Here is a 22,079-nt window from a genome sequence, read left to right as displayed (position 1 = left end):
AGGCGACAATGAACATTTTTAGCAGACTATTTAAATCAAGAGATAAGCCTGAAAACAAGATAGCAGGCGGCGGTTATCGTTTCTTAATGGGTACGTCCTCGTCGGGTAAGAGGGTGAATGAGCGTTCGGCGATGCAGATGACGGCAGTTTACTCGTGTGTGCGTATCCTGTCTGAGGCGGTGGCGAGTCTGCCGCTTCACGTGTATGAGCGGACGAGTACGGGTACGGCTAAAGCGATTAAACATCCTTTATATAAGGTGCTTCATGATGAGCCGAATCTTGAAATGACAAGCTTCGTGTTTAGAGAAACTTTGATGACGCATCTACTGTTATGGGGTAATGCTTACGCGCAGATTATTCGAAACGGTAAAGGCGAGGTTTTAGGCTTATACCCTTTAATGCCTGATCGTATGAGAGTTGACCGTGATGAGAGTGGCCAAATTTTTTACGAGTATACGTTAAATGATAGTGATGTTTTAGCGGGTAAAGAAACGAGTGTGAAACTTAAACCCTTTGACGTGCTTCATATTCCCGGTCTTGGTTTTGACGGGCTTGTTGGCTATTCGCCTATTGCGATGGCAAAAAACGCTATCGGTATGGCGATAGCTACGGAAGAGTATGGTGCATCGTTTTTCGCTAACGGTGCTACACCAAGCGGAATCTTGGAATACCCCGGAACAGTAAAAGATCCGTCTGGTATGAGGGATAGTTGGAATAAGGGGTTCTCGGGTTCTAACTCGCATAAGATAGCGATTTTAGAGGAAGGCATGAAGTATACGCCTATTTCTATTTCGCCTAACGAAGCACAGTTTCTTGAAACTCGTAAGTTTCAGATTAACGAGATTGCTCGTATTTTTAGAGTCCCACCACACATGGTTGGTGATTTAGAAAAGTCGAGTTTTTCTAATATTGAGCAGCAGTCGTTGGAGTTTGTGAAATACACGCTTGATCCTTGGGTGGCGCGTTTTGAACAGTCTATTACGAGGCGGCTTTTTACTGATAAGGAGAAAGAAACTTATTATGTGAAGTTTAACGTGGATGGTCTTCTTCGAGGAGACTATCAGAGTCGTATGAATGGTTATGCTACCGCTCGTCAAAACGGTTGGATGAGCGCGAACGATATTAGACAGTTAGAAAACTTGGATAAGATTCCCGCCTGTGAGGGTGGTGACTTGTATTTGATTAACGGTAACATGCTCCCGCTTAACCGTGCGGGAGCGTTCGCAAACAGTAGCGGAAAGGAGGAAAAAGGTGGTGAGGAAGTTTTGGCAGTGGAAAAACCAAAAGGAAAACAATGAGACTAATGAGAATAATGAGATTTTTGAGAGGACACTGTTTCTTAACGGTACGATTGCTGAAGAATCATGGTTTGATGATGATATTACACCACAACTTTTTAAAGACGAGTTAAACGCTGGTAGTGGGAATATTACCGTGTGGATTAACTCACCTGGCGGGGATTGTGTGGCTGCGGCACAAATCTATAACATGCTGATGGATTACAAGGGTTGTGTGACGGTCAAGATTGATGGGATTGCAGCAAGTGCTGCATCGGTTATTGCGATGGCTGGGACAAAGGTTTATATGAGCCCGGTGTCAATGCTTATGATTCATAATCCTATGACTGTTGCTTTTGGAAACAGAAGCGAAATGGAAAAAGCAATATCAATGCTTGATGAGGTCAAAGAGTCCATTATTAACGCTTACGAGATTAAAACAGGGCTTAACCGTGTGAAACTCTCGCATTTAATGGATTCGGAAACGTGGATGGATGCTAACAAGGCGGTAGAACTCGGGTTCGCGGACGGTGTTTTAACTAGAGGTGAAACCACTGATATTGGCATACCACAGGTTTCAACATTGTATTCAAAATTAAGCGTGCAAAACACGTTATTGGAAAAAATATGTAAAGCCTGCCGGATAAGCGGTAAGGAAACAAACAATATTAGTGCAGACGATCTTATGGATCGTCTTTTTTTAATCAAAAATTGGAGGTAAATATGATGAACAGTATTTCAAACATGGTTGAGAAACGTAATAAGGCTTGGCAGGGTGCGAAAGCTTTCCTTGAGTCTAAGCGTGACAAGGACGGGCTTATTTCAGAAGAAGACGCGAAAACTTACGATGAGATGGAAGCGAAAGTGAAAGCTTACAGTAAGGAAATTGAACGCTTGGAGCAGATGGAAGTGATGGATAAGGAGCTTTCAAAACCAACATCTGAAGCGATTGTTGCAAAACCTATGAAAACAGGTGTTAACCTTGAAAAACAAGGTCGTGCGCGTGACGAGTATAAGCAGGCGATGCTTACAGCTCTTAGAAGTAATTTTAAACGAGTCGATAACGTGTTGCAGGAAGGCGTGGACGCTGATGGTGGGTATCTTGTGCCGGAAGAGTATGATAATCGTCTGATTGAAACGTTGAAAGAAGAAAACATTATTCGCTCTCTTGCTACCACGATTACTACTAGTGGCGAGCGTAAGATTAATGTTGCGATGAGTGATCCTGCGGCGGCTTGGATTGAAGAAGGCGCAAGCCTTAACTTTGGTGATTCCAAGTTTGCTCAAATCCTGCTTGACGCTCATAAGCTTCACGTTGCGGTAAAAGTTACTGAAGAACTCTTGTATGATAATGCGTTTAACCTCGAGAATCATCTTCTCACATCCTTCGGTATGGCGTTAGCTAACGCTGAGGAAGACGCTTTTCTTAACGGGGATGGCGTGGGAAAACCGACTGGTATTTTCAACAAGAAAGACGGCGGCACGTTCCTTAAAGAAACTGCCGGTATTAAAACTGATGATCTGATTGATCTTATTCACGCTTTGAGGCGACCATACCGTAAAAACGCGAGTTTTATTATGAACGATAAAACAGTCGCGAGCATACGAAAACTTAAAGACAATAACGGTGCGTACGTTTGGCAGCCTTCATACCAGGATGATGAGCCGAACAGGATTCTCGGATACCCGGTATACACGTCTGCTTACGCGCCTGAAAACATGGTAGCTTTTGGCGACTACTCGTACTACAACATTGGCGACCGTGGTTCACGCTCGTTTAAAGAGCTTACCGAGCTTTTCGCTGGAAACGGCATGATAGGTTTCGTTGCTAAAGAGCGTGTAGACGGCAAACTCGTGCTTAAAGAAGCAGTGCAGATTCTGCCGGTTAAAACAAGCGTAGCAGCCTAAAAAAAAGATGGTTTAAGGAGGGGTGTTGATGATAGTTACAGTTGAGGAAGCAAAAAACTATCTTAGGGTGGATAGTAGAGAAGATGATGAGCTTATCAACACCCTTATTCATTCTGCTGAAAAACTCTGCCAGGGAGTAGCTCGTAAAAACGATACTAGTTTGATTAGTGAAAACTTTGACGAGTATCGGCTCGCAGTCTTATACGCTACAGGCTACTTGTATGAGCATCGGGAAGAAGCAGACCACCACGCGCTTATGCTCACTTTACGTTCGATGCTTTTTACTGTTAGAAAAACGGGGTTTTAAATGAGAATAGGCTTATTAAACGAGCGTATTGTGCTGCTTAAAAACAGTGTTGAAATTGATGATATTGGTAACCATAAGATTAAGTGGAGTAAATATTACGAGTGTTACGCGACGGTAAGTGCTGAAAGCCCATCTGAGCAGACTAATGCAGGAAACGTGTGGGATGAGTCAAAAATAGATTTTACTATCCGCTATTCGAAAGAAACAGCTGTAGTCTCATCGCTTGGTTACAGGATTATTTTCCATGATACGTTTTATGAGATTTTAGGTGTTGACCACATGAATTATAAGAAGAAAAGCCTGAAACTTCATTGTAAGAGGTGTAAAAAGTGAGCAAAGTAAGTATTGGCAGCCTCTCTAAAGAAGTTATTAGAGAGCTTAAAACTTACGCGAAAGTTACGACCGGGAAAGTAAAAGAAGCAGTAAAAAACGCTGGTAGAACAGCAAAAGAAGAAATTAACATGACAGCTCCTAAACGAACTGGAGCGTATGCGAAAAGTTGGGCTGTTAAAACATTAAGCGAAACAGGCAGCAGGCTAGTTCTCGTAGTGCATTCTAGAAACAAGTATCAGCTTACACACTTGTTAGAGTACGGGCATGCTAAACGAGGCGGCGGACGCGTGGAAGCTAGAGCACACATTGCTGAGGCTGAAAGTAAAGCGGTACGAAGTTTTGAAAAAGAAATAGAGGAGGCGGTTAAAAATGGGTAATCTTTTAAACATTATGAGGGAGATAGGTTTTCCTTTCGCCTATCACCATTTTGCTGAGGGAGAATCACCTAATCCGCCTTTTCTTCTGTTTTTAACGCCTGCGAGCAGTAATTTTGCGGCAGACGGGAAAACGTATTTTAAAGCAAACGAAGTTCATATTGAACTATACGCGGACTATAAGAACCCCGTGCTGGAAGAACAAGTTGAGGCCGTGCTTGATAGGCACGGCATTTTTTATAACAAAACAGAAGCGTTCATAGAGTCGGAACAGCTTTATGAAACACTCTACATTTTTGAAATGGAGGTAACAATAAATGGGAAACAAGGTTAAATACAATCTGAAAAACGTGTATGCGGCAAAACTTAAAAAAGATTCGAGTGGTTTCTCCTACGGTGAGCCTAAGCCGATTCCGGGGGCGGTGAGTATAAGCCTTGAGGCTGAGGGTGAATCCTCACCGTTTTACGCTGACGGGATTGTTTACTTCAGGTCGACTGCGAACAACGGTTACAGTGGCGACTTGGAAATTGCTCTTATACCTGAATGGTTTAGGACGGAAATACTGAGAGAAGAACTAGATAAAAATGGTGTGCTGGTTGAGAACGCGAAGATTAGTGAAACAGAAAAATTCGCGCTCCTGTTTGAGTTTGATGGTGACGTGAACGCGATCAGACACGTTTTATATAACTGTTCAGCAACACGACCGTCTATTGAGTCAGAAACTAAGGAAGACACTATAGAACCGGGTACGGAAACTTTGTCGCTTACGGCTGATCCTAGAGAAGATGGTTTGGTGAAATCCCGTAGCGGTGACACTACTTCAAAAGAAACCTATGAGAACTGGTATAAGAGCGTGTATGTTCCGCAGGCTAACGCGGAAATCAAATAAGTTTTAAAGGGGTAAACGTGTTAGAAAAAACAGTAAAAGTAAATGGTAAAGACGTGAAGTTTCGTTCTTCAGCCACTATTCCAAGATTGTATCGTATTAAATTCAAGCGTGATATTTTCAAAGACCTGTCAAAATTAGAGCAGTCGTTTAAAATCAACGAGGGTGTTTTTGAAATAGCAGATCTTGAAATTTTTGAAAACGTGGCTTATATCATGGCTTATCACGCGGATAATAGTATTCCAGCGAGTATTGATGAGTGGCTTGACGAGTTTGAAATGTTTTCTATCTACGAGATTCTTCCTGAAATTCTAGAACTTTGGGGAGCAAACTTGGAAACTGAAGTAAAATCTAAAAAAAATTTAAAACAACAACACGGCAAATGACAACCGCGTTGTTTCTTCTTAGATGCACAGAAATCGGGATTAGTATTTGCGAACTGGATCTTTTAACCATCGGCATGGTTTTAGACATGTGGACGGAGAAAGCAAACGATAGTGTGAAATACGATAAGCTCGCAAGCCAAACAGAATTTGACAGGTTCTAAACGAGAACCAAACATTCTCACAATGCGGTATTAAACAGAAAATCTGAATTTTTTCACGCGTAAATTAAGAAAGAAAAGGGAGGTGAAGTTATGGCAAACAGGATTAAAGGTATTACTGTTGAAATTGGTGGGGATACTACAGGCTTAGATAAGTCTTTACAACAGGTGAATTCGACTATTCGCTCAACCGAACAGTCGCTTCGTGATGTTAATAGGCTTTTGAAACTTGATCCGACAAGCACGCAGCTTCTAAGCCAAAAACAGGCTTTTTTGCAGAAAGAAATCCAAGAAACGTCTAATAAGCTTAACGTTTTGAAACAGGCGGATAAGCAGGCTAAAGTACAGTTGGAAAACGGGGAGCTTGGTAAAGACAAGTATGATGCGTTGCAGCGTGAGATTGTTGAAACAGAAAATAATCTTGATAGTTTAAAAGAAAAATTAAAACAGGTAGGTAGTGTTAGTTTAACCAAGCTTAGTAGCCAGTTTGATAGTACGAGTAAAAAGATAAAGAAACTAGGAGATGGTATGTCATCTCTTGGTCAAAGTTTAAGCACGAAAGTTACGCTGCCGATTGCTGCTATTGGTACTGCTGGTTTTACTGCTGCAGCAGACTTACAGGATGCTATGGGTGCGACAGAGCAGATTTACGGTAAGTCTGCTAACAAGATGCTTAAATGGTCAGGAAGTTTGAAATCCTATTATGGTATTGCTCAAGGTCAAGCTTTAGAGTATGCGAATACTATGGGCGCGATGTTGAAAAATATTGGTGGGAAAAGTGATGCTGAAGCAGCCGAGATGAGTCAGAAGCTGGTTGCTCTTGCAGGCGACTTGTCTGCTATGTTTGGTGGCACAACCGAGTCTGCTGTTCTTGCTTTAACAGGCGCGCTTAAAGGTAATAATGCGATGCTTGACAATTATGGTATGGGTGTTAACGAGGCGACTATTAAAGCTAAAGCTCTTGCCATGGGTTTGCATGATGGTAGAGGCGCGATGAGCTTGCAAGCGAAACAGGCTGCTACTTTGGCTCTTATTATGGAGCAGACTGCTGACGCTCAAGGGCAGGCTGGGCGTGAAGCCGCGGGCGCTTCGGGTTCTATGAAGATTCTAAAAACAGAGTTGCAGAATATTGCTGCGACTATTGGTAATGTTTTACTTCCCGTCATAACACCATTAATGCAGAAAATATCAGCATGGCTTTCTAAATTTAAACAGCTTTCTCCAGAAAGCCAAAAACTTATAGTGACACTTGGGCTGATTGCTGCGGCAGTCGGCCCTTTTTTAGTGGTTCTTGGAACGTGTATTTCTAAAATAGGTGTTGCTATACAAGGGTTTTCTAAACTAGCTTTGTTTATAGGTAAAATGTTCGCAAGTTTTACTTCCGGCTCTAGCATTCTTGAAGGGTTAGGCGCTGTTTTAGGTGGAGTATCCGCGCCAATACTCGCGGTTGTTGCGGTTATTGGTGTTCTGGTAGCAGCTTTTGTAACCTTATGGAACACTAACGAAGAGTTTAGAAACAGTGTTATTGCTGTTTGGGAGAAAATCAAGGAAACTTTCACCGGTTTTGTTAATGGTGTTAAAGAAAAACTGTCAAGCCTTGGTATTGATTTCACGAGTATTGTTGAAGGGCTTAAAACAGTGTGGAATGGTTTGTGTGCTATTCTAGCTCCACTGTTTGAAGGCGCTTTAAATTTAAGTTTTACTAGTTTCAAAACCGTTCTTGATTTAATCACAGGCGTTTTAGACGTTTTTATAGGCTTGTTTACCGGTAACTGGTCTCAGCTTTGGAATGGCGTAAAAGAAATTTTTACTGCTGTTTGGAACGCGGTTAAAAACACGTTCATAACAGTATTGAACACGTTAAAAAACGTTTTTAACGTGTTTTTGTCTTTCTTTGGCACTAGTTGGAACAAACTGTGGTCGAGTGTGAAAAACTTTTTCATGAACGTTTGGAATAGTATCGTATCGTTTTTCACTAACGTTTTAAACGGTATTAAAAACACGGCAACAAGCGTTTGGAATGGTATTAAAACCGCGATCATGAGCGTGGTAAACGGTATTAAAACAAGCATTTCAACAGTGTTTAATTCAGTAGCAAACATGGTTAAGTCTGTGTTTAACGGTATTAAAAACACGGTTGTGTCAGTTTGGAATGGTATTAAAAACGCTATCATCACTCCAATAGAAGCTGCGAAAAACAAGGTTAAAGCAGTAATCGACGCTATAACAGGGTTTTTCTCTAACATAAAACTCAGTCTTCCTCATATTAAACTGCCGCATTTTAGTATTAAAGGACAATTCTCTCTTACGCCACCGTCTGTACCGTATCTTGCTATCGACTGGTATAAGAAAGCAATGAACAAGCCAATGCTGTTAAACGGGGCGACTATTTTCGGTGAGAAAAACGGGCGTATGCTTGGCGGCGGTGAAAAAGGTCCCGAAGTGATCATGGGGCTTGATACTTTGCAGAATATGAGCGCGGGAGCGAACACGCAAATGCTTAGTGTTATGAACCAGATTCTAGCGATTATGGACGCGTATTTCCCACAGTTTTCCAACCAGAGTATTGTGCTCGACACTGGCGAACTAGTGGGTGGTATCGCGCACAGGATGGACAGTGAGCTTTTCAAGCTTCAAACAAGAAAAACAAGGGGGTGGTAAAAGTGTATGGGATGCTAATAAACGGGTTGCATAGTTTTAACGATCTAGGGCTTGTTGCTACAAGCCGTCCACGCGTTCAACTTCCAGAACCCAAATTAGAGTATTTGCAAATACCAGGCAGGCAGGAAAGTATTGATATTAGTGAAAGTCTTGCCGGTGAAGTGTTATACGAGATGCGTGAAGGCTGTTTTGAATTCATTGTTGCAAACAAAAACAAGTGGAGTGAAACATGCCATAGTGTTAAAACGTTAATCCACGGCAAGAGTGTGAAACTGTCTCTTGATGATGAACCATTGTTCTACTATCAGGGTCGAATGTGGGTTAGTGATTTTAAATCGGATAAAAACTATTCAACTCTCACACTCAACTATAAGCTGCAGCCATATAAGTATAGTGTAGATGATTCGGATGGGGTTCACACAATATGGGGTATGCAAGTAGATGATAAGCGTGAAATAACACTCGTTCACGATTTTGACATGACACTGATCCCAGAATTTAACAACCTGTCATCTAACAGTATGCTACTGGATTCTAATGGTAAAAACTATGAGATTAAAACAGGCGTTAACCGTTTCCCACAGCTTCGTTCAAAAACAAACATGAGTTTAACATTCGTTGGAAACGGGATGGTAAATATTTCCTATAAAAGGGGGTGGTTGTGAGTGTACAGGATCATGCTTGATAATAATACGATTTACTATCCAAATGATGACAAAGCGGTACTTGATGATATCACGTTAAACTTGGAGCTTAATACTGCAGGAACGTTAACGTTTACTTGCCCGAGTCAAAACCCTTGCTATGAGCTTATTAAAAACCGGAAATCAATAGTAAGCGTGTGGCGTGACGATGAGGAGATTTTCTTCGGCGAGGTTAGAGAACAAGTAAAAAACTTGTATGGTAGTAAGAAAGTAACTTGCGTAGGGTTGTTAACTTACTTAGCTGATAGTATTCAACCTCAGAAAGAATACCATGATCAGAGTTCCTACCAGCTTTTAGAAAAACTTTTACAAGCTCATAACAGTCAAGTAGATGATTATAAGAAAATAAGAATTGGTTTCGTCACAGTATCTGACTCGAATGATTCACTCTACAGGTTTACTAATTTTGAAACCACGCTTGAAGCGATCATGGGAAAAATGGTTGAAAAACTTGGCGGATATTTACGTCTTAGAAAAGAAGACGGGAAACTTTACTTAGACTACCTGCATTTGGAGGAAATAGGTAAAGCTACAAGCCAGCATATTAGTTTCGGCTTAAACCTGCTTGAATACGCGGAAAACCTTTCAGCAGAGGATGTTACTACAGCGGTTATTCCTCTCGGCAAAGAGTTGGAAAACGAGAATAGTGAAAACGAGGTTCTTAAAAAGCATGTTGATATTACTTCAATAAACAATGGGAAAAACTATATAGTATCTCGCGAAGCGCAAAAAACATTCGGCTGGGTTTGTAAAGTTGTTAATTTCAATAATGTGACAGTCCCAACTAATCTTATGCGCAAAGCTACTAAATGGTTACAGGATAACCAGTTTGAGCATGTAGAAATAAGCCTTAGCGCGGTTGACTTATCCGAGTTAGGTTTACATTATGCGACGATTAAGTGTGGGGATAGGGTTCGTTGCCTCGCTCCACAATTTGGCATGGACCGAGTGTTTCCTGTAGTAAAACAGACTATACCGATTCAAAAACCAGGCGAAGTTAGAATCGTGCTTGCGAGCAGGATTTCTAAAGGGTATGTGCAAAACGTGTCGCATGCTGTTCAAACGTTAAAAGAAGAAGCGGTTGAAGCTAGAAAAATAGACAACGAGCGTGTTAAAGCTGCGATCGATAATATTAAAGCGCAAATGGGTAATTCTCAAAGCGGCTATAAGATAAGCGAATACGATAGTAAAGGCATGTGGGTTCGTGACCTTTACATGGATACGCCTGATAAGAACACTGCTACAAAAGTTTTACAGGTTAACATGAATGGTATTGCTGGAAGCCATAACGGTTTTTCAGGCCCTTACAGTACTGCGATGACTCTTGACGGCATGGTGTATGGTGACAGGATTATCGGACATTCGATTGACGCGGAAAAACTTTCAGTTTCTTACACTTCCCAGGTAGAAAAGCAGATTAGTAAAGCAAAAAACGAGGCTATAAAAGACACTGGTAGGCGGCTTGAAAACTATTACACGATAAGTGAAATCAACACGAAACTAAATGTTACAGACGGTAAGATTGAGGCTGGTGTTGAAAGCGTTAACCATAGTCTTAAACAGAAAAACGGTAACTATTACGGTTCGTATACTCCAAGCCATTTTAACGCTCCTATGAGCTTGTGGCTGACTGATAGTGAAAAAATGCAGCATGTTGGTGATTTTTTCTACGACACGTCAACCGGCTACGCTTACAGGCTTATTGTTAAGCAGGAAAGTTTAGCCGTAAAATTTAATGAGAAGTCGCATACGGAATCAGCTTTTGACGATTTTGTAGACATTTTTTACAAGTATCAGGATAAAATTTACGCTATACCGGGTTTAACTGGTGAAAAAATTTCTGGCGCAACAGTGTTTGTTCCATCAAACGAGTTTTGGCTACATTTTAGAACTAACTGGTCTCCGTTTGACAATTATGGTTTTAAGATTGATAGCATTAAAAAAGAGTATTCAGGAGAAATTTCAGGATACGTGTCTAAACTGCCTGAAGATATTAACATTATTGAGGTTAAAGGTGAAAATTATCCTGAGTCTGAACACCCGTATAAAGCTGGAACAAGCAAACTATGGCATTACGTTTCAGCTGACAGTATAAGTAGTTTTAGAACGTTCGCTTGGGCAAGAGTTAAAGATAAAGACATTGAGGCTGCTAAATCCACGGCTGATAAGGCTATTTCTAAACTAACCATAGTAGAAGATTCCATATCTTCAATGGTTAAAAAAGGTGATTTTGGTAGTTTCATGCAGCAAAACTATAACAGTTTCCTTCTCGGGTTTAACCATTCGAGTAAATACGTGCAAATAACACCCGGGCAGATAGAACTTTACGATGGTGAAGTTGATGAGGATCATAAAAGAGCTGTTTTTGATAAAAACGGAAACAACTTCTACCGTAACGGCGTGTATATTGGCTATGTTGGAACCGGCGAGTGGGAAGAAGATAATTCTCACAAGGGTCTAGTTTTTCATCTTACTAACGACGGAAAGTATATGGCTTTCGCGCAACGTAAATCAGCTGATGAAGAAACATACGCGACTATGCTGTGTTTTTCACGTTCACAAAGCATTTATAAAGAGTATGGTATTCACGCTGGATGCAACTTTTACATGCATGGTAACAAGATTATAGATCCTGTTTGGCAAGACGGTGCAGGAGTAGACGCGGATATTAACTATGTGCAGATTATTGAAATGAACCAGGATGGGAAAGCTTCAAAATGGGGTTCTAACGCTCACATGGTGTTTAAAAACGGGATACTCATGAAAGTTAAATACTATTAAAAACGCGGAAGTGAACGCGGGTGGAAGCGTTAAGTGAAGCGTTGAGGAGAATTTGTTATAGGGAGAATAAAGGGAGAATTTGTTATGGAGAAACTAATTATTCACACAAACAAAATAGTGGCTAATAAAGGCACGCGCTTAAAAGACGTGACAGAAAGTATTACAACACCTGTAGTTGATAATACGAAAATTTTATGCGAAATCAGCCACAAGCTGGATATTATTCTAAAAAGATTGGAGGAGAGTAGTGGTAAAACCGACAATTAGCTACGCGGTAGCTGTGCAAAAATATAAGGCTGAGTTAAACGAAAAAATAGTCGAGTTGAATAAGCAAATACCAATACCTACTTACATGATAGAAGGCATTGTTGCAAGCGTATTATCTGATATGCGTTCTGCGGTGATCGCGGAAAACTCGATGGAATATGAAGCGTATGTGAAACAGTTAGAAGACTATTTTAACTCTAGAGAACGCGAACTTAACGACGAGATTTTGAAAATAAAAGCCGAAAAAGATGAAACGGCTGGGAAAGGTGAAGATGCTGAAGAATGTGTTAAGTAGTAGTCATGTGTTGAAAAATAATATCAGTTGAAATACTGAAATGCTGAAATGTTAGGGCAGGTGTGGGTTAAACCATGCCTGCCCTTTTTTATTACTTTTTACTTTTTACTTTTTGTTTTTATAAGAGTACTAGCAAATGTTAGGAAAACTTGTAAGGAGAATTATGAGAGGATTTTGGAATACACTACAGCTGGCTTTCACACTAGTAGGCGGCTGGCTGGGATACTTTTTAGGCGGGTGCGACGGGCTTATCCTCGCACTCGTTTTATTTGTGGCTGCGGATTATATTACAGGCGTGATGTGTGCGGTCACGGATAAGAAACTGTCTAGCAGCATTGGTTTTAAGGGCATTTTTAGAAAGGTGCTCATTTTTATGCTTGTTGGCATAGCAAACATTATAGATTTTCATGTTTTGAAACAAGGAAGCGTGATTAGAACCGCAGTAATTTTCTTCTACCTATCTAACGAAGGATTATCTTTAACCGAAAACGCGGCTCACCTGGGGCTTCCCGTGCCTGAGAAATTAAAAAACGTTTTAGAACAATTACACGACAAGAACAGAAAGGACAATACTCATGAGTAAAAAAGGAATAGACGTGTCAGAGTGGCAGGGTGACATTGATTTCAACGCGGTAAAAGCATCCGGTGTTGAGTTTGTGATCATTCGAGCAGGATACGGTACTGGATGCAAAGACAAGTGGTTTGAACAGAACTATCGTAAAGCAAAAACAGTCGGTCTTGACGTGGGAGCCTACTGGTATTCGTACGCAAGCTCTGCAGGCGAAGCGTCTGAGGAAGCTCAAAGCTGCGTGAACATGCTTTCAGGTAAGAGTTTTGAGTATCCTATTTACTTTGATTTAGAAGAAAAAAGCCAGCTTAACCGTGGGCGAGCTTTCTGCGATTCGCTGATTACAAGTTTTTGCAGCAAACTGGAAACTTACGGGTATTATGCAGGCTTTTACACTTCGCTTTCAACTGCTAATAATCTTGTGTCCTCTCATGTTAGAAACCGTTACGCTTTGTGGATAGCACAGTGGAACACGCACTGCAATTATCAAGGCTCATATGGTCTTTGGCAATACTCGTCAAACGGCAGCGTTCCTGGAGTAGCCGGCAGAGTTGACATGGACTATGCTTACAAGGATTATCCGAGCATTATTAAAAACGCTGGCCTAAACGGATATAAAAACGGCGGCTCTGACCAAGCTGCGCGCACGTCAAGTATTGATGAGGTGGCGCGAGAAGTTATTAACGGCGCTTGGGGTAACGGAAATGAGCGTAAACAGCGTTTAACTTCAGCCGGATACGATTATGCGAGCGTGCAAAATAAGGTTAATGAGCTTCTCGGTGTTAAAGCTTATAGAAAGTCAGTTGATGAGCTTGCACGTGAAGTAATCCGAGGCACGTGGGGTAACGGAAATGAGCGTAAACAGCGTCTAACTCAAGCCGGATACGATTATGCTACGGTACAAAAACGAGTAAACGAACTCTTGTAAAACAGTTTGAAACATGTAAAGCCCGAGGCTTGTTCCTACATTGGAGCAATCCTCGGGCTTTTTTTTATTTTTTAAGGTTAAATTATCAAGTCAAGAGGTTAAAAAACACTGTTTTTTCTTTGCCTGTGATGTAAGGAGGCACAGGCAAATGAATATGGAAGAAAAACAGCAAGTCATACAACTTCGTAGTGAAGGGTTTGGCTATACGAAAATAGCTAAACAGTTAAATCTTTCAGTTGATACGGTTAAAAGCTACTGTAAGCGCAACAATCTTGGCGGCGTAAATGTTGGCAATAGCGTTCAATTATGTGATTTATGCGCTAAGCCTGTTAAACAGAATGCTGGTCGTAAAGTTAAACGTTTCTGTTCTGACGCGTGTAGAAACACGTGGTGGAACAAGCATACACAGTTGGTAAAAAGACAGGCAAACTATGAGTGTGCTTGTCTTAACTGCAAAAATTCTTTTATCTCTTACGGTAATAAAACCAGAAAATACTGCTGCCACGCCTGCTATATAGAACATCGTTTTGAAGGTGGACGTCATGCAAATAAGTAATGATGCTCACGGGCTAACGGATGTTAAAGCGAGGGCTTGGACAAAAGAGAGTATGCAGGCGGATTTTCGTTTTGAAATAGCCGAAAAACTTACCGTTTCACTCTTTAAAAAAGGGCTTATCAGCGAGCAAGAAAAAGAAAAAATAAGCCGTCTTAACAGGGAAAAATTTCACCCGTTTTACAAGGAATTATTGGGTTAAAAGCTTGATAAACACTGCTTTTAGAGTGATGAATAGTATTAGCTGAAAGTGAGGTGAGATGATGAAAATGATAACAAAACTGGAAGCCAAACAGCCGGATAATTCTCTTAGAAAAATACGGGTTGCAGCGTATGCGAGAGTTTCTAGTGATAGTGATGAGCAGCTTCTCAGTCTAGAAGTGCAAAAGGAGCATTACGAAAACTATATTAAGTCTAATCCCTGCTGGGAGTATGCGGGACTTTACTTTGACGAGGGTATTAGCGGCACGAAAATCGATAAACGTGAAAGTCTTAAACAACTGCTTAAAGACTGTCAGAGCGGTCAAATAGACAGGATTATTACAAAGTCTATTAGTAGGCTTGCAAGAAACACGGTTGACTGTCTTGAAATAGTTAGAAAACTTACCGGTCTCGGTATTTATTTGTATTTTGAGAAAGAAAACATTGATACCGAGCATATGAGTTCAGAGCTCATGCTATCTATCCTGAGTTCTATTGCACAAAGCGAATCAAAATCCATCTCGGAAAACAACACGTGGTCAATCCAAAAAAGGTTCGAAAACGGAAGCTTCGTCATTCCCTGCCCTGCGTATGGGTATAAAAACGAGAATAAGAAAATGATTATAGTTCCAGAGCAAGCCAAGGTAGTAAAAGAAATTTTCAACATGGCTCTTTCCGGCATGGGCGGAAAAGCAATAGCACGAGTATTGACCGATAAAAAGATTCCTGCGAAAAGAGGAGCTAAATGGTCTTCGACTACCGTGAACGCTGTTCTGACTAATAAAACATACACAGGGGATGTGATTTTTCAAAAGACATTTACGGATGATAGTTTTAACCGCCATAAAAACTGTGGCGAGAAAAAACAGTATGTTATTGAAAACCATCACGAGGCTATCATCAGTCATGAAACTTTTAATCTTGTGCATGAGCTTAGACAGAAGAGAAAATTAAAACTAAATATCACCAGCGGTAGTAATAAATACCTTGCTAGATATGTGTTTTCAGGGAAACTTTACTGCGGTAATTGCCATAGTCGGTTAAAGAAACACGACCGGCATAAAAAAGATGGAGCCTATGTTGTTTGGTGTTGTACCAAGCATATACATGATGCTAAATGCTGCCCTATGAAAGCTGTAAAAGAGGAGTATGTTAAATTAGCTTTTCTTCAAATGCTTAACAAGCTCAAAGCAACATACGCTCAAATATTAACGCCTTTCATAAAAAGCTTAAGAAACGTGAATAGTAAAGACGGATTGAACAAGGTTATTGAACTTGAAGAAAAAATAGCTAAATTGCAAGAACAGGAGCAAGTACTCAGTAAGCTTTTAGCCGGTGGCTACATTGAGATGGATTCCTACTATCTGGAAAGCAATCAGCTTAAAACGGAAATAGATACTTGTCTTAAGGAAAAACTTCAGCTTTCCAACAGTTTAAACGGTAACTTAACGCACTTAAACGAGGCGCAAAAACTTCAACGGTTCGTAAGCGTCACAGAAGTATTTAGCGAGTTTAAGGACGAGGATTTTCTAGATTTTGTAGACAATGTCGTAGTTAAAAGCAGAAAAGAATTCATTTTTCATTTGAAATGCGGATTGGAATTAGAAGAAGAGGTGAAAGAAACATGGCACACATCCCATATGGTTACCGAATAGTAGACGGTAAAGCGGTTATAGACGAAAAAGAAGCTCTGAAAGTGATAGAGCTTTTCAGTAAATTCTTAGAAATTGGAACGATTTCTGAAACGGCTCGAGCGGTGAACATTGATAAAACACATTCTGTAATTAGTAATATTTTGAAAAATAAAACGTACTTAGGAACATCGCTTTACCCGAGTCTTTTAGATGAAGAAACTTTTTATAAAGTTCAGCAGTTAAGAGCGAACAATTTTAGAAAAAGACCTCGTACAACAGAGCTAAAACCTTTAATTACAACAAATGTTACGTACGAAATAGGTGTTATAGAAAAGAAATATGATGATCCTTATCGGCAAGCAGTATACGCGTACAGTCAAATCAAGGGAGGTGTGAAATGAGTGCCAACGTTACAATTATTCCACCAAGAAAAATAGCGGGGAATACGGTAGATAAGCATAAAGATAAGCCGAAGTTAAGAGTAGTAGCGTATTGTCGTGTTAGTACTGACAGTGAAGAACAGGCAACAAGTTATGACACGCAAGTTCAGCATTATACGGATTATATTTCAAGAAATCCTCTCTGGGAGTTTGCTGGCATTTACGCTGATGACGGTATTTCAGGAACTAGCACGAAAAAACGTGTCGGTTTCAACGACATGATCCACGATTGCATGAGTGGCAAAGTAGACATGGTTATCACTAAGTCGATTAGCCGTTTTGCGAGAAACACTATCGACTGTTTAAAGTTTGTTAGGCAGTTGAAAGACAAAAACATTCCGATCATTTTTGAAAAAGAAAACATCAACACCATGGAAGCAAGTGGAGAACTATTGCTTACTATCATGGCTTCTTTAGCTCAACAGGAATCCGCATCGCTTTCTCAGAATGTGAAGCTTGGACTTAAGTTTCGCTACCAGGAAGGCAAAGTGCAAATCAACCATAACTGGTTTTTAGGATACACAAAAGATGATGAAGGGAATCTTGTAATTCTTGAAAAGGAAGCAAAAGTCGTAAGAAGGATTTATAGAGAATATTTAGAAGGAGCAAGTCTTAGAGATATAGCGGAGGGTCTTGAAAAAGACGGTGTTAAAAACGGTGCGGGACATTTAAAATGGCACTTGTCTAATATTAAAACCATTTTGCAAAACGAAAAATATATTGGTGATGCTCTTTTACAAAAAACCATCACGACAGATTTTATTAATCATGTTCGTATAAAAAATGATGGAACAGAACCACAGTATTATGTAAAAGATAGCCACGCGTCTATTATTTCAAGAGATATTTTCTTTAAAGTTCAAGAAGAAATGGTAAGACGAGCCAACATGTTTAGTGGTGAGGAGAATAAAAAAAGGAGAGTTTATTCCAGTAAGTACGCTTTATCCAGCTTATGTGTTTGTGCTAAATGCGGGGATGTTTATAGAAGAATTGCTTGGAACAATCGAGGAGTACGTTCTGTTGTTTGGCGTTGTTGTACCAGATGGGAAAATGGTCCTAGTGCTTGTGATGCTCCGACAGTAAAAGAGGAAGAACTGCAGTCTGCTACAGTGAAAGCCATAAACAAGGTGTTTAGTATATCGGATGAAGTATTGGATACGTTGAAGAATAATATTAGAGAAATTATCGCGGGCAATAACTTAAGTGAGCTTGAAACGGTTGATAAAAAAATCGCGGACAAACAAGCGATACTACTAACCTTGCTTAAAGCTAAAAAAGACTACACGAAAATAGCTGATGAGATTGATGAGCTTAAAGGTAAGAAACAGCAGCTTCTTATAGAAGAAGCAGGTCAAGAAGATGCTAAAAGACGAATCAGAGAAATGGAAGATTTTCTGAAAAGTGAGCGTCACGATATTAGTGAGTATGATGAGAAGCTGGTAAGAAAGTACATCAAGAAAATAAAAGTTTACGAGGATAGGTTCAGCGTAACTTTTAAATCAGAGATTAGTGTTGATGTTGAAAGGGCATCGTAAAAGTCAAAAGACTGTGAGTGTTTGAAATGTTACAAAAGTCAGCCTAGGGGGAATCCTTTCTAGGCTGTTTTTTATGCTCAAAAATCAAGCTATTAAGCCAATCTTAAACCTTTTAACGATAGCTTTCCCTATCGTTAAAAAGTGCACCCACTATCAAGAGTGTGCACTCAAAAAAGTGTAGCTATACTTGGAGTTCTCTCAATCCACGTCGAGAGTGTTGTATTGATGTCAAAGGCTGATTAGGTGGGTGCAAGTTTGCCCTTGTGTAGCAGGGGTTAGCGAGGGCTATCGTTAAAAGGTTTAATGCGAAGCGGCTTTAAGCTGGGTTCTCGCGGTTTTTGAGCGCAGTTTGGCTGTTTGAGTAAACATGTCTACACTATAGGGTCGAGTGCACAGGATGTTAACGTACTTCGCTTGCGTTGAAAGCACACTGTGCTTTCAACTCTGAGCAAGCTCAGCGAATCGAAGTGCATTCGCGAATTATATTTAATCGCTCATGCAAGTCGATTCGCCACTTTGCACCCAGGCTGTGAAGTGGGAAAATATAGCTCAAAAGGTAAAATGAAACCTGATTATTAGTATGTGCACGAGGAGGTGCTTAAGGAATGGATAATAAGAAGTTTATCGCAGAGACGAAAGATGTTCGTTTAACGGTGAAACGTGCTGATACCTTTGGCGTGAGCTTTGTTAACTGTGAACAAGATATATTGAGGGTTGAGGATGCGCAAAATGTTATAAGGCTTATTCAAACTAAAAAAGTTTCAGCTTCGAATTGGCTGAGGTGGTTTACTCAGGGTATGCCTGAAATTCTTGTGAGTTTGCCACATGATGTGGAAGTTTGTGAGGTTGAATCTGATTCTAATCAAGTGCTCATCACGGATATTGAGATTGGTAAGCTTTATGTAGAAGTGAACAATGGCAAGGTAGAAGTTGTTAATTTGAAGGCGGATGATGTCTTTCTTAAATGTTATAATGGGTTGGCTTCAGCAACAAACGTAGAAGTAACTCATGTTTGTACGCTTGATACGTTAAATGGCATGAGTATTTTAGAAGGAACAATCACCAAGGATGCAAGCCTTGAAGTAGATTGTGAGAATGGTGTCACCGAGGTTTCAGATAAGAAGAAGGTAAATTGTAAAAACGATGGATTTGCGCATTACATGGTGCACTGTCTTAATGGGAAAGCTATTGCGAAGTAGCAGACATATAGATCAAAAAAGAAGCAATAAAACTTGATATAAGTTGGAATTAGAGCGTATATAGACATACCGATAAAGGAGGAAGCCGTATATGCTCTATGTAAAATTTGATGATTTCGAAGATGTTAGCGTCATGGGAAATGAGAAAGATCATGGAATGTTTATTCCGATTAAGGATGGGAATGTGTATGCTGAGTGCGAACGGTGCGGTGTAGTTGAAAGGATCACCTCACCATGCGAATTCATTGCTAGCACATTTAGGTCAAGAGTGAACTTCAATGAAGGTTATGAACTTTGCGAGAAGTGCTTGCAAGAGGTTGAGTTTGTTACTGTCGCTTTGAGAACTGGAAAATTACCTAATCGAGAATTGAAATGACTGAAAAGCAAAGCAGTGATAACCGTAGTAATACATGAAAAACTAAACGTTAAAAGGTGCACACACTTTGCACCCGGGCGGTAAATGATAATTTAGGGAGGCGTTTTATGTCAGTAATTAAAATTGAAAACCTCACTTTCTCATATTATGGATATGTAAAACCCATATTTAAAAATGTATCGTTTTCCTTTGATACAAACTGGAAAACGGGATTGATAGGAAGAAATGGAATCGGTAAATCAACTCTATTTAAGTTACTTTTAAATCAAGAAACTTATCAAGGTAAAATAAGCAAGGATGTTGAATTTATTAAATTTCCACCAAATATAAGCGATACTTCAAAATTAGGAATTGAGTTATATAAAGAACTAATATCAGATGATGAAGAATGGAAGTTATTTAGAGAACTCAGTTTGCTAAATGTAGATGAGAACCTTGTTTACAGAGAGTTTGAAACGCTTTCTAAAGGGGAACAAACAAAAATCCTTTTAGCTATTTTGTTTACAAGAGAAGATGGCTTTTTACTTATTGATGAACCAACAAACCATTTAGATATGGACGGAAGAAAAATTGTAAGTGAATATCTGAAAAGTAAAAAAGGATTTTTGCTTATATCTCATGATAGAGATTTTTTAGATGGTTGTATCAATCATGTTATTTCTATTAACAGGAATTCTATTGATGTCCAATCGGGAAATTTTACATCATGGTATGCAAACAAAGTGATGAAAGACCAATTTGAAATTAGTCAAAATGAGAGATTAAGAAAAGATATTAAACGATTAAAAGAGGCTGCAAGACAAAGTCAAATTTGGTCTGATAAAATTGAGAATACTAAAAATGGTGTGAAAGTATCAGGTGTAAAACCAGACAAAGGACGTATAGGTCATCAATCAGCCAAGATGATGAAAAAATCTAAGAATTTGGAGAATAGACAAAACAAGGCAATAGAAGAAAAACAGAGTTTACTAAAAGATATCGAAATAAAGGAAAGCCTATTACTGCATCCGCTACATCATCATAAAAATCCTCTAATATCGGTTAGCAATTTATCATCATGCTATGGAGAGAGACAGATATTAAGTAATGTAAGTTTTGAGATAAAGCAAGGCGATATAGTGGCTATATATGGGGGTAATGGTAGCGGAAAATCAACCTTGATTAAAATTTTATTAGGTATAAATCACGAGTATACAGGTGAGATAAAATTAGCAGGTAATTTAAAAATCTCGTATATTCCTCAAGACACATCTAATTTAACAGGTAGCCTAAATGAATATATTCACAAGCAAGATGTTGATGAAACATTGTGTAAAACAATTCTAAGAAAATTAGATTTTTCAAGAGAATTATTTGAAATGGATATGAAGAATTATAGTGATGGACAAAAAAAGAAAGTTTTAATTGCTGTAAGTTTCTCAAAGCCAGCTCATATGTTTGTTTGGGACGAACCACTGAATTATATAGATGTAATATCAAGAATACAGATTGAGGAAATTATAAAAGAAGCAAAGCCTACACTCATATTTGTGGAACACGATAAGCGATTTGTAGAAGATATCGCTAATAAAATAATACAATTTTAAGTAAAATCCAAATCCCAGTTTGTAGTGTCTTAGACTTTTATCATCATACGACATTCCCCTTGTCAGCTTCTTTCCTGCAACGAACGTTAAGGCTCTTTTTTTGATGCATGGTTATCATCAGGGTAGTCTTGATACACGTGAGACTGTCGTATTGATGTCAAGGGCTTAATAGGTGGGTGCATTTTGCCCTTGTATAGCAGGGTTTAGCGAGGGCTATCGTTAAAAGGTTTAGTGAGTGGCGGCTTTAGGCTGGCTTGGCGTGATTTTTGAGTGCTATTTTTCTGTATGAGGTAAGATATCGACGCTCTAGGGTCGAGTGCACAGGATGTTAACGTTAAAAAGTGCACACACTTTGCACCCACCCTGCACCCACTTTGTTGAGTGGTAAAATATAGCTCAAAAGTTAAAATGAAACCTGATTATTAGTATGTGAACGAGGAGGTATTTAAGGAATGGACAAGCTCGTTCGTTTTTGCCGTGAAGTAGCGACATTCGGCTTGACGGTTGCCTTAATCGCGATGCTGGTTGCCTTAATATGGGATGGCACACTTGCTATTAGAATTGGTTTTACCTCTTTTGCTATTGGTGTCACAGTGATCTCGCTTAAGACTGTCCTTCGAAAGACTGATTGAATTTTGTTTGGTTCAAGTCAATAGTTGAATATCTCACGTTGGGTGACTATTACTGATCTCTGTCAGTAATAGTCACTTCTTTTTATGAA

The 22,079-nt window shown here is 39.6% G+C and carries 25 protein-coding genes; all 25 read left to right on the top strand.

Features of this window, described 5'->3' with window-relative positions; all coding sequences use genetic code 11:
- The first annotated feature begins 8 nt into the window (after positions 1 to 8).
- The 25 genes from AXE77_RS05995 to AXE77_RS05875 all read left to right on the top strand — a co-directional run bounded on the left by AXE77_RS05995 (position 9) and on the right by AXE77_RS05875 (position 21,990).
- Positions 9 to 1,298 carry a phage portal protein gene (locus AXE77_RS05995; RefSeq protein ID WP_116712575.1) on the top strand — a complete coding sequence of 430 codons (1,290 nt, stop codon included), beginning with the start codon at positions 9 to 11 and terminating at the stop codon, positions 1,296 to 1,298.
- Entirely contained in the window at positions 1,252 to 1,998 is a 747-nt protein-coding gene (locus tag AXE77_RS05990) for a head maturation protease, ClpP-related (protein ID WP_240612670.1), read from the top strand. The genes AXE77_RS05995 and AXE77_RS05990 overlap by 47 nt, the downstream gene beginning before the upstream one ends.
- A 2-nt stretch (positions 1,999 to 2,000) precedes the next feature.
- Positions 2,001 to 3,185, top strand: a complete 1,185-nt coding sequence (locus AXE77_RS05985) for a phage major capsid protein (protein WP_116712574.1) — start codon at positions 2,001 to 2,003, stop codon at positions 3,183 to 3,185.
- A gap of 28 nt (positions 3,186 to 3,213) precedes the next feature.
- Positions 3,214 to 3,492 (top strand): head-tail connector protein, encoded by a 279-nt coding sequence (locus AXE77_RS05980; RefSeq protein WP_112928570.1) that lies wholly within the window; start codon positions 3,214 to 3,216, stop codon positions 3,490 to 3,492.
- Entirely contained in the window at positions 3,493 to 3,825 is a 333-nt protein-coding gene (locus AXE77_RS05975; RefSeq protein WP_116712573.1) for a phage head closure protein, read from the top strand.
- A complete protein-coding gene (locus tag AXE77_RS05970) occupies positions 3,822 to 4,202 on the top strand; it encodes an HK97 gp10 family phage protein (RefSeq protein ID WP_116691948.1) in 381 nt (126 codons plus the stop codon). The genes AXE77_RS05975 and AXE77_RS05970 overlap by 4 nt, the downstream gene beginning before the upstream one ends.
- A complete protein-coding gene (locus AXE77_RS05965; protein ID WP_116691949.1) occupies positions 4,195 to 4,533 on the top strand; it encodes a hypothetical protein in 339 nt (112 codons plus the stop codon). The genes AXE77_RS05970 and AXE77_RS05965 overlap by 8 nt, the downstream gene beginning before the upstream one ends.
- Positions 4,517 to 5,089, top strand: a complete 573-nt coding sequence (locus AXE77_RS05960) for a major tail protein (protein WP_116712572.1) — start codon at positions 4,517 to 4,519, stop codon at positions 5,087 to 5,089. Before AXE77_RS05965 ends, AXE77_RS05960 begins: the two co-directional genes overlap by 17 nt.
- Positions 5,090 to 5,106: 17 nt before the next feature.
- Complete coding sequence (locus AXE77_RS05955; RefSeq protein WP_014554474.1) at positions 5,107 to 5,472, top strand: hypothetical protein; 366 nt, start codon at positions 5,107 to 5,109, stop codon at positions 5,470 to 5,472.
- A gap of 251 nt (positions 5,473 to 5,723) precedes the next feature.
- Positions 5,724 to 8,291 carry a hypothetical protein gene (locus tag AXE77_RS05950; protein ID WP_116712571.1) on the top strand — a complete coding sequence of 856 codons (2,568 nt, stop codon included), beginning with the start codon at positions 5,724 to 5,726 and terminating at the stop codon, positions 8,289 to 8,291.
- A gap of 2 nt (positions 8,292 to 8,293) precedes the next feature.
- Positions 8,294 to 8,956 (top strand): hypothetical protein, encoded by a 663-nt coding sequence (locus AXE77_RS05945; RefSeq protein WP_116712570.1) that lies wholly within the window; start codon positions 8,294 to 8,296, stop codon positions 8,954 to 8,956.
- 12 nt (positions 8,957 to 8,968) lie between these two features.
- Positions 8,969 to 11,776: a phage tail spike protein gene (locus AXE77_RS05940; protein WP_116712569.1), complete on the top strand. Its 2,808-nt coding sequence runs from the start codon at positions 8,969 to 8,971 to the stop codon at positions 11,774 to 11,776.
- Between the two features lie 84 nt (positions 11,777 to 11,860).
- Positions 11,861 to 12,043 carry a hypothetical protein gene (locus AXE77_RS05935; RefSeq protein ID WP_076002854.1) on the top strand — a complete coding sequence of 61 codons (183 nt, stop codon included), beginning with the start codon at positions 11,861 to 11,863 and terminating at the stop codon, positions 12,041 to 12,043.
- Complete coding sequence (locus tag AXE77_RS05930) at positions 12,024 to 12,338, top strand: toxin (RefSeq protein WP_116712568.1); 315 nt, start codon at positions 12,024 to 12,026, stop codon at positions 12,336 to 12,338. The genes AXE77_RS05935 and AXE77_RS05930 overlap by 20 nt, the downstream gene beginning before the upstream one ends.
- Positions 12,339 to 12,501: 163 nt before the next feature.
- Positions 12,502 to 12,921: a phage holin family protein gene (locus AXE77_RS05925; protein WP_116691954.1), complete on the top strand. Its 420-nt coding sequence runs from the start codon at positions 12,502 to 12,504 to the stop codon at positions 12,919 to 12,921.
- Positions 12,914 to 13,834, top strand: coding sequence for a GH25 family lysozyme (locus tag AXE77_RS05920; RefSeq protein WP_116712567.1), 921 nt, complete (start codon positions 12,914 to 12,916; stop codon positions 13,832 to 13,834). Before AXE77_RS05925 ends, AXE77_RS05920 begins: the two co-directional genes overlap by 8 nt.
- A 148-nt stretch (positions 13,835 to 13,982) precedes the next feature.
- Complete coding sequence (locus AXE77_RS05915; protein ID WP_116712566.1) at positions 13,983 to 14,390, top strand: helix-turn-helix domain-containing protein; 408 nt, start codon at positions 13,983 to 13,985, stop codon at positions 14,388 to 14,390.
- Positions 14,377 to 14,589 carry an SHOCT domain-containing protein gene (locus AXE77_RS05910; RefSeq protein ID WP_101889401.1) on the top strand — a complete coding sequence of 71 codons (213 nt, stop codon included), beginning with the start codon at positions 14,377 to 14,379 and terminating at the stop codon, positions 14,587 to 14,589. The genes AXE77_RS05915 and AXE77_RS05910 overlap by 14 nt, the downstream gene beginning before the upstream one ends.
- A gap of 61 nt (positions 14,590 to 14,650) precedes the next feature.
- A complete protein-coding gene (locus tag AXE77_RS05905; protein WP_116712565.1) occupies positions 14,651 to 16,243 on the top strand; it encodes a recombinase family protein in 1,593 nt (530 codons plus the stop codon).
- A complete protein-coding gene (locus AXE77_RS05900) occupies positions 16,213 to 16,623 on the top strand; it encodes a serine integrase family protein (RefSeq protein WP_116712564.1) in 411 nt (136 codons plus the stop codon). The genes AXE77_RS05905 and AXE77_RS05900 overlap by 31 nt, the downstream gene beginning before the upstream one ends.
- Complete coding sequence (locus AXE77_RS05895) at positions 16,620 to 18,197, top strand: recombinase family protein (protein WP_116712563.1); 1,578 nt, start codon at positions 16,620 to 16,622, stop codon at positions 18,195 to 18,197. The genes AXE77_RS05900 and AXE77_RS05895 overlap by 4 nt, the downstream gene beginning before the upstream one ends.
- A gap of 605 nt (positions 18,198 to 18,802) precedes the next feature.
- The gene (locus tag AXE77_RS05890) at positions 18,803 to 19,396 is read left to right on the top strand and encodes a hypothetical protein (protein ID WP_116712562.1); all 594 of its coding nucleotides are present in this window, start codon (positions 18,803 to 18,805) and stop codon (positions 19,394 to 19,396) included.
- Positions 19,397 to 19,487: 91 nt separating this feature from the next.
- Complete coding sequence (locus tag AXE77_RS05885) at positions 19,488 to 19,772, top strand: hypothetical protein (RefSeq protein ID WP_004114737.1); 285 nt, start codon at positions 19,488 to 19,490, stop codon at positions 19,770 to 19,772.
- 107 nt (positions 19,773 to 19,879) lie between these two features.
- Positions 19,880 to 21,358: an Lsa family ABC-F type ribosomal protection protein gene (locus tag AXE77_RS05880; protein ID WP_116712561.1), complete on the top strand. Its 1,479-nt coding sequence runs from the start codon at positions 19,880 to 19,882 to the stop codon at positions 21,356 to 21,358.
- 452 nt (positions 21,359 to 21,810) lie between these two features.
- The gene (locus AXE77_RS05875; RefSeq protein ID WP_004128547.1) at positions 21,811 to 21,990 is read left to right on the top strand and encodes a hypothetical protein; all 180 of its coding nucleotides are present in this window, start codon (positions 21,811 to 21,813) and stop codon (positions 21,988 to 21,990) included.
- Positions 21,991 to 22,079 lie beyond the last annotated feature (89 nt).

Source organism: Gardnerella massiliensis (genome assembly GCF_003408845.1).
GTDB classification, from domain to species: Bacteria; Actinomycetota; Actinomycetes; order Actinomycetales; family Bifidobacteriaceae; genus Bifidobacterium; species Bifidobacterium vaginale_H.
This window is presented reverse-complemented; position numbering and strand designations above follow the sequence as displayed.

Coding starts and splice junctions, on each gene's coding strand:
- AXE77_RS05995 (WP_116712575.1), top strand. CDS start 9: ATGAACATTTTTAGCAGACTATTTAAATCAAGAGATAAGCCTGAAAAC.
- AXE77_RS05985 (WP_116712574.1), top strand. CDS start 2,001: ATGATGAACAGTATTTCAAACATGGTTGAGAAACGTAATAAGGCTTGG.
- AXE77_RS05980 (WP_112928570.1), top strand. CDS start 3,214: ATGATAGTTACAGTTGAGGAAGCAAAAAACTATCTTAGGGTGGATAGT.
- AXE77_RS05975 (WP_116712573.1), top strand. CDS start 3,493: ATGAGAATAGGCTTATTAAACGAGCGTATTGTGCTGCTTAAAAACAGT.
- AXE77_RS05965 (WP_116691949.1), top strand. CDS start 4,195: ATGGGTAATCTTTTAAACATTATGAGGGAGATAGGTTTTCCTTTCGCC.
- AXE77_RS05960 (WP_116712572.1), top strand. CDS start 4,517: ATGGGAAACAAGGTTAAATACAATCTGAAAAACGTGTATGCGGCAAAA.
- AXE77_RS05950 (WP_116712571.1), top strand. CDS start 5,724: ATGGCAAACAGGATTAAAGGTATTACTGTTGAAATTGGTGGGGATACT.
- AXE77_RS05940 (WP_116712569.1), top strand. CDS start 8,969: ATGCTTGATAATAATACGATTTACTATCCAAATGATGACAAAGCGGTA.
- AXE77_RS05935 (WP_076002854.1), top strand. CDS start 11,861: ATGGAGAAACTAATTATTCACACAAACAAAATAGTGGCTAATAAAGGC.
- AXE77_RS05925 (WP_116691954.1), top strand. CDS start 12,502: ATGAGAGGATTTTGGAATACACTACAGCTGGCTTTCACACTAGTAGGC.
- AXE77_RS05920 (WP_116712567.1), top strand. CDS start 12,914: ATGAGTAAAAAAGGAATAGACGTGTCAGAGTGGCAGGGTGACATTGAT.
- AXE77_RS05915 (WP_116712566.1), top strand. CDS start 13,983: ATGAATATGGAAGAAAAACAGCAAGTCATACAACTTCGTAGTGAAGGG.
- AXE77_RS05910 (WP_101889401.1), top strand. CDS start 14,377: ATGCAAATAAGTAATGATGCTCACGGGCTAACGGATGTTAAAGCGAGG.
- AXE77_RS05905 (WP_116712565.1), top strand. CDS start 14,651: ATGAAAATGATAACAAAACTGGAAGCCAAACAGCCGGATAATTCTCTT.
- AXE77_RS05900 (WP_116712564.1), top strand. CDS start 16,213: ATGGCACACATCCCATATGGTTACCGAATAGTAGACGGTAAAGCGGTT.
- AXE77_RS05895 (WP_116712563.1), top strand. CDS start 16,620: ATGAGTGCCAACGTTACAATTATTCCACCAAGAAAAATAGCGGGGAAT.
- AXE77_RS05890 (WP_116712562.1), top strand. CDS start 18,803: ATGGATAATAAGAAGTTTATCGCAGAGACGAAAGATGTTCGTTTAACG.
- AXE77_RS05885 (WP_004114737.1), top strand. CDS start 19,488: ATGCTCTATGTAAAATTTGATGATTTCGAAGATGTTAGCGTCATGGGA.
- AXE77_RS05880 (WP_116712561.1), top strand. CDS start 19,880: ATGTCAGTAATTAAAATTGAAAACCTCACTTTCTCATATTATGGATAT.
- AXE77_RS05875 (WP_004128547.1), top strand. CDS start 21,811: ATGGACAAGCTCGTTCGTTTTTGCCGTGAAGTAGCGACATTCGGCTTG.